Source organism: Zhengella sp., assembly GCF_041397485.1.
Lineage (GTDB): Bacteria > Pseudomonadota > Alphaproteobacteria > Rhizobiales > Rhizobiaceae > Zhengella.
This window is the reverse complement of the sequence record NZ_JAWKWO010000002.1, coordinates 646,505-658,880: the sequence shown is the minus strand read 5'-3', so window position 1 is coordinate 658,880 and position 12,376 is coordinate 646,505. Positions and strand designations below refer to the sequence as shown.

The 12,376-nt window shown below is 62.4% G+C and carries 6 protein-coding genes; all 6 read right to left on the bottom strand.

The features are described 5' to 3' along the window. Positions 1-14 precede the first annotated feature (14 nt). The gene (gene paaG / locus R3D65_RS09260) at positions 15-806 is read right to left on the bottom strand and encodes a 2-(1,2-epoxy-1,2-dihydrophenyl)acetyl-CoA isomerase PaaG (protein ID WP_371274928.1); all 792 of its coding nucleotides are present in this window, start codon (positions 804-806) and stop codon (positions 15-17) included. Positions 807-906: 100 nt separating this feature from the next. Next, positions 907-3,906 carry a TonB-dependent receptor gene (locus tag R3D65_RS09255; protein WP_371274927.1) on the bottom strand — a complete coding sequence of 1,000 codons (3,000 nt, stop codon included), beginning with the start codon at positions 3,904-3,906 and terminating at the stop codon, positions 907-909. A gap of 15 nt (positions 3,907-3,921) precedes the next feature. Further along, positions 3,922-4,272 carry a hypothetical protein gene (locus tag R3D65_RS09250; RefSeq protein WP_371274926.1) on the bottom strand — a complete coding sequence of 117 codons (351 nt, stop codon included), beginning with the start codon at positions 4,270-4,272 and terminating at the stop codon, positions 3,922-3,924. Between the two features lie 235 nt (positions 4,273-4,507). Then, entirely contained in the window at positions 4,508-7,090 is a 2,583-nt protein-coding gene (locus tag R3D65_RS09245) for an SdrD B-like domain-containing protein (protein WP_371274925.1), read from the bottom strand. Positions 7,091-7,250: 160 nt separating this feature from the next. Then, positions 7,251-8,192, bottom strand: a complete 942-nt coding sequence (locus R3D65_RS09240; protein WP_371274924.1) for a hypothetical protein — start codon at positions 8,190-8,192, stop codon at positions 7,251-7,253. Between the two features lie 75 nt (positions 8,193-8,267). Continuing rightward, positions 8,268-12,212 (bottom strand): isopeptide-forming domain-containing fimbrial protein, encoded by a 3,945-nt coding sequence (locus R3D65_RS09235; RefSeq protein WP_371274923.1) that lies wholly within the window; start codon positions 12,210-12,212, stop codon positions 8,268-8,270. Positions 12,213-12,376 lie beyond the last annotated feature (164 nt).

Genomic DNA, 12,376 nt, shown 5'->3' with positions numbered 1-12,376 from the left:
GACCGGAATGCGGATCAGCGGCCGGCGAAATTCGCCGGGCGCTTTTCCATGAAGGCTGCCACGCCCTCGCGGTAGTCGCCGGCATGGCCGGCCTCGCGCTGCAGTTCGCGCTCAAGGTCAAGCTGCTCGTCCAGCGTATTGGTCGCCGCCGCCTGTATCGCCTGCTTGGTGAGTGCCAGCGCGCGTGTCGGTCCCCGGGCAAGGCTGGCGCAAAGGCCATGGGCTTCGTCCATCAGCACGGCGTCGTCCACGGCTTTCCAGATCAGGCCCCAATCGGCGGCCTTTTCCGCCGGCAAGGGCTCGGCGGTCAGCGCTAGTGCCTTGGCGCGGGCTTCGCCGAGAAACCGGGTCAGCCAGAAGGTGCCGCCGGAATCGGGAACCAGTGCGATCCTGGCGAAGGCCTGGATGAAACGCGCTGTCTTCGCCGCCAGCACGATGTCGCAGGCAAGGGCTATGTTGGCGCCGGCGCCGGCAGCCACACCATTGACGGCGCAGATGACCGGCATTTCCAGCGCGCGAATCTGGCGAACCAGCGGATTGTAGAAGGTTTCGATCGTCTCCCCGAGATCGGGGCTAGCGCCATCCATGCCGGCATCCCTGTCTGCGAGATCCTGCCCGGCGCAGAAGCCGCGCCCCGCGCCGGTCAACAGAACCGCGCGGCATCCGGGATCGCCGGCGCATTCGCCGAGTGCCGCCCTGAGTTGTTCATGCTGTTCCACGTTGAATGCATTGAGCTTGTCCGGCCGGTTCAGCGTGATGACCGTGTAGCCGTCCCTGCGCTCGCTGAGCACGCATTGCTCCGCCATTGTTTCCTCCCGCGTGATGGTTCTGGCGTTGCGCCCGCCAAACGTTACAAGACCGGCGCCTGATGCGCCGATCTCGTCACACGAGGTCCATCAGGTCAAGTCAGAACTTGCCGACGGCGTTGATGAACGCACCCTGGTCATCCAGCGTGAGGTCGCGCAGATCATCGGTGAAGCGTCCGAAATTGTAGCCTGCACCGAGCTTGAAATTGTCGCCGACATGCCGGTAGGCGGCGGCCAGGAACCCGTAATCCGTGGTTTTCGAATCGGGCAGATGCAGGGCCCGCGCTTCAAACAGGAGATCCCATTTCTTCACGACATGGACATCGGCGCGAAGGATGCCGAGATGCGCATCCGCGTTCGACCAGAGACCGGTCAACCGGTCCTGGCTGCGCCCCAGCCGCATGCCGTACTTGGCGCCGACGGTGAGCCATCGGTTGATGTCGTAATTGCCATCGGCCGAAAGGATATGGCTCTGCTGGCCCGGACCTGCCAGATCGCCGGCCGCGTTGACCTGCGCGGATCCCGGCAGATCGTGCAGGAAGGTGTATTTGAACAGCATGTTGAACCGGTCATTGTCGACCGGGCGATAGGCTGCCGCGATCGAGGCCTCGGCGTATTCCCCGTCGCGGATTGTCGATCCTTTTGCCCTGGAAAAAAGGAGATCGGCGCTTGCCTGAAGGGTGAGCGCTTCATCCGGCTTCCATGCGACTTTCGTGCCCGCGCCCCAGGTGTCGGCATCCCGGCTGCCGTCGTCGGAGCGTTCACGGCGGAACTCGCCGCGCATGCGCGCGGTCAGGCCATCGTCGTCATTGCGGTAGGTTGCCGCCGCGGAGACCGCAAACCGATCGAAATCCGACGCCTTGACGCCATTGACAATGCGGTCGTCGCGGATCTGTCCGCTTTCGAAACCGCCGGTCAGGGTCCAGGCCGTGGTCGGCTGGTAGGTCACGCCATAGGTCTGACCGAGCGAACGGTTGCGCCCGAACAGGTCGAGACTGGATTCGGTGAAGACGGAAAGCTCGTCGGACAATTTGCGGCGCATGCCCGCGACGATATTGCCCCGGTCAGTGCCTTGAAGGACCGAGCCGCTTTCGCTCCATGCCCTGTCCGGATCAAGCCGGTAGCCGACATAATAGCTGGTATCGGCATCCGGGTCGTAGCCGATCCTGCCGAGCGCGCCCCAGCCGGTCGTGCCATAGGAGACCTCACCCGACAGCGAGACCTGTTCGGTCAGACGCCATGTCGCGCCGACACCGGCCCGGTCATTGGCGCGAATGGCGCCGCGGCGCAGGACCGTGGCCTGCCCGAAACCGTAGACCGTGAGATCATCGCTGAAGGCGCGCTCGATGCGCAGTCCCGCCACCATCCTCTCACCATTGTAGCCATAGGTGGTGACCGTCGGATTGACCATCTGCGTGTAGGCAAGGCCCAGGGCCACTTTCCAGCCCTCCGAGGGCTTGATCTCGATGCTGGCCTGCCCCTCGCGCTCGCGCCGTCCATCGGCATCGCTGCGTTCGTCATAGCGAAGCCCGGCCGACAGGCGATCCGTCACGTCGATGTCGGCATGGGCGCCCCAAACGCGTTCATCCACACTGGTATTGTGGCTCAGCGTCTGAAAACCGCCCTCGCGGTCCTCGACATAGCCGCCGATCGTGCCGCGCAAGCGCCCGCCTGTGACCTCTTCAAGGTCCGCCTGCCCCTTCAGACGCCAGGCCAGGGCCGTGACATTGCGGTTTCCGGCCGACGTGCCATCCGACGACGTCAGGCCGCCATCGGTGGACATCGTGGAGGCAAAACCGGGTCCGCGCGACGTGGCCACTTCCGCTTCCAGCCATGTCTTTTCGGACTTGCGCAGAAGGACATCGGCGCCGGCCGCCTGCTGGTCGGCCGTACCGGTTGTCTCGCTCATACCGGTGGCACCGATACGAACATGCTCGCCCAGCCAGCGCTCGGCGCGCCCGCCATAGGCATAGCCATCAAGATCGGCGGCGGCCGGTGTATATTCGTAATTCACGACCAGCCAGACATTGTCGCCGCCATTGGCCGACGAACGCACCGGCGAGGACGTGCCGGTGATCGAGGCCAGGGGACGGCGCAGGATCAGCACGCCCTGGATATAGTCGATGTCATAGTCGCGCCCCTCAACGAGGCGAACCCTTTCGCGCACCACACCCGTCACCGGGTCGCGTACTTCCGCCGTGACGGTGTCCGAACCGGTCGTGATATCCTGGCGCTTCAGGAAGAAAGACGAGCCGCCGGTGGCGCGCAATTCCTCGCGTTGCGGCATCGTGCCGGGCTGTGCCGCATAGACCATGATATCGGTCTTGCGCTCGCCAAACTCCGTGGTTTCGGGCGAGCGATAGTGCGCCTGCGCACCATAGAGCGCACGGCTGCTGGCAAGAAACGTGGTGTTTGCGATGGAGGTGCGGTAATTGCCCCACATGACATGGCTGTCGCCGCGTTCGAGACGGACATAGAACTTGCCCTGGGTCGGCGCATCCTCGGTCATGGTCGAACCGTCACCATAGACCGGATAGTAGTCGTCGGGATCGAGCCGGCGCAGAACGGAACGTGCGTCCTTTTCGTCCAGCCCCTTGAACAGGGTGGACAAGTCGCCCTCCCGCGTATCGGCGGCAGCCGTGAGCAGGTATTCGCCCTTGATCTTTCCCTTCAGGTAGAAAGCAAGCCGCCCACGGGTATAAATCTTGTCGAATTCGCCGCTGCGAACGGTTTCGATGCCCTTGTCGCCGAACCGTCGGCCGACCGTCAGGTCCGCGAGGCCGACATAGAACCAGTCGTTTTGCGGAATGTTGACATCGCGATCGATAAATACGGATTTTCCGTCCTGGCGCGGAACTTCGACCGTCACGGTGTGTTCGCCGGCGGGTACGATTCGCTGCACCACGAAGCGCCCATCGCGATCGACGGGCACGGTCTCGCCCATGACAGCGACGGCGCCTTGCGGTTCGGCATGGGCGCCGGAAACCGTGATTGCCCCGCCGTGGACCCTGATATTGCGCCTCGCGGTCCGGTCCGCGCCTTCCGCGGGCGCGACGGCGTCGCGCGCGTCGCCAGACGATGTCTTTTCGCTGCGATTCAATTCAAGCGGCGCGGTTTAATCAAACCGGCCGGACGCGTCATAGACCCGGTAGACATAGGCATAGCGTGCAGGACCAGCAACGGGAATTTGCCACGTGGCCAGCCCGTTGGCGGGCGCCGGAATTGTCGCGACGCGTTCGCGGCGGCCATTCCCGTCAATGCCGGTGACGATGATCTCGCCACGCGTGATGAAGTCCGGATAGTTGAGCGCGGTCCTGAATTGGACGGCTTCGCCGGCCCGGTAGGTTGTCGAGACCGGGTCTGTGGAAACATTCAGACGCGGCTGAACATCGAGCCCGTCAAATGTCACCTTCACATCCACCGAACGCGCTGATGCAGCCGATTGGCGGCTATTGCTCTCCACCACCTGGCCATCGCCACCAACGGTAATAACGAATGGATCGTCCTCCGCCCGCGCGGGCGAAGCTATTGTCAACGCTATGAGGCTTGCCGCCGGCCAAAGGCACAGCGTCCGCCGGAGGAGCCCCCGCCCCCGAACATAATCATCCATCTTCCGACCCGCACACTGGTCATTTTTAACAATCCTAAACCGATGAGGTTAATTTGCGGTTAAGGACAGCCGTTCCGGCTTTTATGCCGTATCAATTCTGCTCCCGGCGGATATCGATCTCCAGCTCGTAAGGCGCTCCGGCCTGACGCCACCGATTGTGGATATCCTCCTTGAATGCCTTCATCCGCGCGCTCGCAAGCGCACTGGACTGCCCCGTGCGATAAACCACCGTCAGGTAGGAATATTCGCGTTCAAGAATTGCGATCAGGCGATCCAGCCCCGCACCCCAACGCGGCGCAAGCCCGACAGCCCCTTCAATGAAGGCTTCGTCCTTCAGGTCGAGGCGGATCTCGCGTCCGGCGGCCGCACCGAAATTCATTTCAACCATCTTGCCAGGCGTGAGACGGACCACACGCGGGTTCTCGGTCGTCAACCGGAAGCCTGTCGGCAGGGTGCGCTCATCGAGCTTGAGGATGAAGTTCGAACCCGTTCCCTGTTCGGGCATGTCCGCGCACGGGACATTGAAGCGACCATTGCGGTCGGTCGTGATGAGTTCACCCCTCACCGTAGCCAGACGGACACCCGCGAGGCCTTTCTCTCCGGCATCCTGGTATCCGTTGCCATTGGCATCCTGGAAAACCTTGCCGATGACATCGGAACAATCGAAGACCGGTTCTGCGACGAGTTCGACAACTGCGGTTGCCGTCGGCGCCAGCGAAGCGCCGTTCTCGTCGCTCACGTCTGCGCGGTTCACGTATTCACCGGGACCCGCAGAGGCGAGCGACTGGAGTGTCAGAACAATCTCGACCTTCTGATTGGCCGCCAATGGCACCAGACCGAAATCGATCTGCGCAGCTGTTACCTGCGGATCAAACGCCGTGCCATTGATGCTTGCCGATCCCTCGACATAGGCAAAGCCAGGCGGAGTCCGGTCGACAATGCGCACCTTACCGGCGTCGTCGGAAGACCGGTTCGCGACGTTGATCGTATAGCTGACGCGCTCACCGCGCCGGATCGTCTGCTGCCCGGCAACCTTTGTGATCGTGATGTTGCTGGTTGCCGAAAACGGATCGAGCGGAATGTGATTGTGGATCACATTCGGATCGCCGGGTTCGAGCAGGAACGCCAGGACATAAGGCAGCGTTGCAGGTCCTGAAGGCGGAACGGCTTCGCTTGCCGGCTCACAGGTTCCGCCGGGATTGGCGTCGAAAACGCAAGCGGTCACATCGAGCGGGCCCTGCAACGGCGGATGGGTGGAAGACGGGGCCGAGGCATAGCCGGCGGGCGCGCGGACAGTGATCCGGAATTCCGTCTCGGAGGTCGGACAAAGCGCATCCTTGCCCGGGAAGACGTCAAACCGGTAGCCACCATCCGTGCTCGTCACCTGGTCCTGCTGCGCACCATCAACGAAACAGACCGGCGGCAGCGGTGTTCCGGCCGCATTGGTCATGGTGACGAGGGCACCTGCAACCGGCTGGCCGGTGACGGAGTCATAGACGACGCCGGACGGGTCGATCGGCATGTCCTGGTCGATCGTTGTCTCTCCCGGCGCCAGGGTCATGTTGGCAATTCCGCCGATCACCTTGCCTTCCGTATTCCGGAAGATCACCGAATAGCCCTTGGCCGGCAGCACATTCTCAAATTGGTAGGAGCCGTCGTCTTGCGTCGTGACGGTCATCACGACATCGCCTTCGGAATTGACGAGTTCTACCGCATAGCCTGCGAAGACCTGGTCTGTCCCAGGGTCGAACAGGCCGTTGCCGTTCCGGTCCAGGAAGACACGGCCGGCAACCGTGGCGGTGCTGATTGAAATCTCTGCTGAATCGGTCACAGGACCGACGCTCGCGCCGGTCGGCGTGGTCGCCGTCACCGATACGCTATCGGCCACCTTGCCCGTGCGCATGTGGTCTTCCGTGACAACATGTGTCGCCGTGCATGTTTCGCTGGCACCCGGCGCGAGAGCAGGAACCGGAAGACCTGACGGACAGACGAGCGACTGCGCCAGTTCGTCCAGCGGTGTCACGGCATTCAGGGTCACGTTGCCGGTATTGGCAATCCGGATGGAAAATTCCACCGTGTCGCCCGCCGCGTTGTACTCGGCCGTGCTGCCGGTTTTCTCGACAGTCATTGCAGCGCTGCTGGCAATTTCCATGATGGTCGGATCATTGCCCGGATCGTTGTCGCCGTTTGAATCGGTGGCGCCATTATCGTCGTCCGACAAGGCCGTCAGCGGATCGGTACGGCCATCGATGCGGGCTGTTGCCGTGGCCTGATTCGGCACGTTGCCGCGGTCGATATCGCCCTGGGTGAGTTCGTAGGTTGCCGAGATCGAAGTGTTGGTCTGGCCCGGCGCCAGCGTTGCAACCGGATTGCCCACGATCGTCACACCTTCGAGCGGATCGGAAATCGCGATGTCCTGAAGCGTGATGTTTCCGATGTTGCGCAGGGTGAACGTGTAGGTGACCACGTCGCCCGCGTCGGCACGGCCGTCCCCGCCATCGTTCAGGCTTGCCGTCTTTTCCAATGTCATGGCTGGGCGTGCGCCCACGATGACAACATCGACGGTACCGGTTTCGCTATCAAACCGTGTACCGTCCGGCAGCGTTCCGGTGGCCCGGGCCGTGTTCGACATGGCCGCATGGGCGGGATTCGCGGCTGCCGGCCCGAAAGCCACCAGGCATCCAAGGACGAGACGGAAAAATCCGCCTCCAAATGCTCCGATCTTCTTCCGCATTGTTGCCGCCACGCCAGGTGCCATGAGTTCAGTCATTCCGTTGGGTTGCCGGAGCGGCGCGGTGCCGCTCCGGCCTTTGCTTTTTCAGACGTCAATCGGATCAGTTGTCGTTGAGGACATCCGATTCGGTGACGTCATAGGTGCCGGAGCAGGTTTCCGTTTCACCCGGTGCCAGCGAGGCTATGCGGTTCAGGTTGGGATCGGATCCGGACGGACAGGAAATCGAAACGGGCGTGCCACCTTCGAACGCCGTTTCTGTCACGTCGATATTCGTGACGGTGACGTTACCGGTGTTTGTGACCGTGAATTCATAGGTGATCGTCTCGCCGACCGCGTAGGGCGTGGTGCTACCGTCATCCGACACGCTGTCGCCGCGCGTCGCAATCTTGGCAAACGTGAGGGCCGGTTCGAGCGCAATGGTCCCGGATGCCTGGAGAACGGAATCCACGCCCTGCGTTGCCGGATTGCCATTGGCATCCTCGGCGGAGACCGAGGCGGTATTCTGGACCGCATCGGTAATGCCCGCGGCCGCATCCACATCCTGCTGTGTCAGCGTGTAGGTGAACTGATAGGTCCAGAACTCGCCAGGCTCGAAGACGCCGTCTGACGTGTTCGTCTCGGCAGTGGGCGTGCTCGGAACGGTCGGCGCTGTGCCGGCGAGCGTGCTTCCATTGAACGTCGGTCCGGGATCGGAGACCGTAACATTCGTCAACGTGACGTTACCGGTGTTCTTGACGACGACCTTGTAGGTGATGACATCGCCACCATCCACGCTGTTCGTATCATCTCCTTGGTCCGTGGAGATTCCGACCAACTCCTTTGTTACAACGAAACTCGGCGCAGCGCCTTCGACATTGACCTTCACGGTGGAAAACGGCTCATTGCCTGTCGTGTAGGCCGGATCTCCGTTCGGCAGGGTGCCGTTCACGGTCGCCGTGTTGTCCAGCGTTGCCCATGCCGGTGTTGCTGCCGTGGTGGCAAGGAGAAGCGCCGCAGCTATCCGCCCCGTCTTGCGCAATGGTTTGGTGTTTTCCGCCTTCATGATCGATTTCCCTTTCTCAGGACCGGTTACAACCGGTTTCGCACACATCGTTTTCATAGCCACTCCATCGCCCCCCTAGTTCTGAAGCGTTTCGATATCCTGCACCTGCACGGTATAATCGGCAGTGAAGGTAATGGTGTCGCCGGGCGCCAGCACATCCCAGACAGGGCCGGCATTGTCCGCGTCGGTGGAATCGCCCGTGGCAGCGCCGGCATCGTTCGTGAGTGAGACATTCACCGGGCTGCCCGGATTGCTGCCGCCCAGGAAGGCCTGGTCGGCGCCATTTGTCGCGTCGGTGACCTGAACGCTGTCGATGGCGATGTTGCCTGAATTCGTTACCGCATAGGAATAACGGATCACATCGCCGAGTCCGGCCTTGCCGTCGCCATTGACGTCGGTGACGAAGGCGAAGGTCTTGACGAGCGAGAGGCCGGGTTGCTGCGCCAGTGTCGCGTCGACTTGAGCGTCATCGGAGCGGATCGTGTTCAGGCCGGTGTTGCCCTGCGCATAGGCGATATTGGTCACGGAGCCGGCTTCGATGTCCGCCTGTGCCAGCGTGTAGCTTGCGGTCACCACCCATGTCTCGCCTGGGTCAAGCTCGCCATTGCCATTCGTGTCGCCACTGTCCGGCGAAGCGACCGGGATCGTGCCAATCCTGTCGTCGACGATCTGCACCGATGTGAGCGGCCTGTCATTGCCGGCCGGGTTGGCGATGGTGAACTGGTAGGCGATGGTATCGCCGGCGCTGTCGTTGCCGGAGCCATCGACATCAGTGCGCGCCCCTTCGGCCTTGGCCAGGGTCACGTAAGTCTGGCAGATCTCCACGCCGTCGAGGAGATTGCCGCTGCCCAGATTTCCGCTCGCCGTTGATACACCGGAAAAACTGGCCGACAGGGTGGTGGCCGACGGCCCGGCGACATGGGTTGCCGTGTAGGTTGACCACGACGTGCGGGCGGACGTGAAGTTGCCAAAATCGGTCTGCCCGCCCGCATCGTCGCTCAACAGCAGGCTGGCCGTGTCATCGCCCACACGGCCGCGATGAGCCCAATTCACCCGGACTTCCGCCCGCGGATGCACGGCGTGCGGCCCCTGCACCATGTTGTTGCCCATTTCGGCGAACTGGGAGCCGGTGTAGGCGGGGAAACCGTTGAACCCGGTTTGCCAGACCTCGAAGCCACCTGAAGACTGGGTCCAGCCGGGAAGCGTGGCGGTGTTGTGGTTGACCGGCGGTTCGTCGGTGTAGAGCGGGTCTTCCATACCGCCATTGGTGGCGAGATTGGTTCCCGTACAGGCGGCGACACCGGTCACGGCCGGCATGGACAAGACGATCGTCGCCGTGGCCGTCGAGCATTCGTCCGGGGCGGCAACGCGGCAGATCTGGTAGTCGACATTGTAGGTTCGCGCGGTCCGCAAGGGCGGAACGGCGATCGTGCCGTCGGCATTGATCGTGGCGCCCCCCAAACCGTCGAGATCGGTGATCGTTGCCGTCACATCGGCCGGATCGAAGGCAACGCCGCCGAAGGTGTCGTTGTCGAAGATCGAGGCCGTGGTCCCGCCGGTTTCCGACGCGATGGGCGTGGCTGTGAAGTCGTCATCCGCGGCGACGAGAACGTCAATGGTAACCGTGACCGTGTCGTCATCGGAGCGGATCGTGTTGAGCCCGGTCCCGCCAGCCGCATAGGCGATGTTTGTGACCGACCTGGCATCGATATCAGCCTGCAACAGGGTGTAATCCGCCGTCACGATCCACGTCTCGCCGGGGTCGAGCAAACCGTTCCCGTTCGTATCGCCGCTATCCGGCGATGCCACAGGCACCGTGCCGACCTTGTCATCGACGACCTGCACGGAGGACAAGGCGGCCTCGTTGCCCGCCGGGTTGGCGATCGTGTAGCGGTAGGTGATCTTGTCTCCGGCGGAGTCGCCGCCAGAACCATCGACATCGGTGTGCGGGCCTTCCGCCACGGCAAGCGTCACATAGGTCTGGCAGACCTCGACACCGTCGAGGAAATTGCCCGATCCGCCGGCGGGAGCGACGGTTGAAAACGTCAAGGTTGCGCCGGTAGCCGATGGCGTGACGACATGTCCGGTGTTGCGGACTATCCATTGCGCTGTTCCGGTCGTGAAATTTCCGAATACCGTGCTGCCACCGCCATCATCGGAGATTGTCAGGCTGGCCGTATCGTCGCCATTACGCCCGCGATGCGCCCAGTAGACCCGCAATTCCGCGCGCGGCCGGACGCCGCTCAGCGTATTCGTCAGGACCGAGGGGCCGTTGCCCATCATCTCCAGGAACTGGTTGCCGATATAGGCGGGCGCGCCATTGTATCCGTCGACCCAGTACTCAAGAATGCCCTCGCTGCTGGTCCAGTCCGGTACGGCCGTATCGGCATACTTGATGTTGTTGACGACCATCACCGGGCTCTCGAACGACCCGTTTGCCGAGAGGTTCGTGCCGCTACAGTAAGGCGTTCCGGACGCCGTCAGGCTTTCCACGACAATCGCCTCACTCAGATCGTCGCCAGTCGTGCCCGGGTCGGTCTCACCGCCTGCGGCAGCCGACGTCGTGTTGGTGATCGACCGGCCTTCCTGCCCGGTATCGACCGTGGCGGAGATGTCCAGCGTGACGGGTGTGCCCTCGGCGACATCGCCGATGGTCCAGACGCCAGTGGTCTGGTCATAGGTGCCCGCACTTGCCGTGTGGGACACATAGGTCAGGCCGGACGGCAGTTGGTCGGTCAGCGAAACACCGGTCGCCGTGGTTCCCGCCGTGGCGTTCGTCACCGTGATGCGGAAGGTGACCGTGTCGCCCACCGCCGGGGTGGTATCGGCCGATTGCAGAGTCTTGACGGTGACGAGATCGATCGTCGTCAGATTGTCACGATAGTCGAAATCAGTTGCCAGGGGCGCGGCATTCGAGCCATTGGCGGTCATGTCACCATCGAGGTCGGCAAGGTTGAAAACCGCGCCATCATGCGCCAGCCCGTTCACATCGGCATAGGTGTCGGCGGCTTCCGCACCGGAATCGAGGCCGTTTGCACCGTAGACGCCGGACAGGGTAAATCCGCTTTCGGCGGCATCCGATGTGCCGTCATTGTCGCTGTCGGCATCGAGATAGTCCCTGGTACCGTCACCGTCCGTATCCACCGCGGAAAGCCCGGCAGACGTTGCAGGATCCACCGACCCCGTGTCAGCGTCATACACATCGGCCAGCCCATCGCCATCCACGTCAGTGCCTGACGGCGCGATGTAGCTGGCCGTTGCCTGCGCCTCCACATTGTCCGGAATGCCGTCATTATCGGAATCGAGATCGAGATAGTCGGCAACACCGTCGCCGTCGCTGTCCAGAGGCAGATCCGATACGAAAACCCTGAAATCGTCGAAGCCCAGATAGGTCTCTGTCCCCGCGGTTCCTTCCGCATAAATGTAGAGATGGCTGATGTCGGCTACGGGCGTGACATTGAGCACGATCTCAACCCAGCCCTCGGCACTGCCGGAGACAACCTGGCTGGCACCGACAAGCTGGTCCGTAGCGCCCCAAGTGGCGCCGCCATAGATCCATGCCCGGCCGGGATTATCCCAGTTCCGGGTACCAGCATCCGCGACAGCCAGCCTGAAACGAAGCTGGGCCGGCTGCCCGGCAGGCAGTGGCTGATCAAGCTGAATAGCCCAGGTCTCACGCTGTGTACCGTCGGTATTGGAATGGAATCCGACATATCTCGAACCCTCGAAGGCTGACAGCGCAATTCCGAAATCACCTCTCGGACCGACATCGGCATCAAAGACAAGACTGCGAACCGTACCCGTTAACGGCAGCGAGCCGTTCGGCAGGGCCTCAACGGCGCTGTCGACGGTCGAGGTCTGCTCCACATAATTGGGCAGATATTCGATCAGTCCGTCATTGTCGGGATCGATGTCGACCGCGTCATCGTAGCCATCGCCATCGGTATCGGCGGCATGGGCGGGCGCAAGCGTTGCCAGACCTGCCGCAAGGCAGATCATGAGAACAGCGACAAAACGCATGATTTCTTGCCACCGGCCAAAAAGCCGGCTGACAGACATAGCCGCCATGGAAACGCCCCCTGTTTCACAGCGAATCAAAATTGCACACGAATCACTCATAGCACAGGATCGCCGTTTGCGAATCCCCTCCAGCGGTTCGTGGTTTTCAATTCCTGAGCTCCTGT

Coding starts and splice junctions, on each gene's coding strand:
- paaG (WP_371274928.1), bottom strand. CDS start 806: ATGGCGGAGCAATGCGTGCTCAGCGAGCGCAGGGACGGCTACACGGTC.
- R3D65_RS09240 (WP_371274924.1), bottom strand. CDS start 8,192: ATGAAGGCGGAAAACACCAAACCATTGCGCAAGACGGGGCGGATAGCT.
- R3D65_RS09235 (WP_371274923.1), bottom strand. CDS start 12,212: ATGCGTTTTGTCGCTGTTCTCATGATCTGCCTTGCGGCAGGTCTGGCA.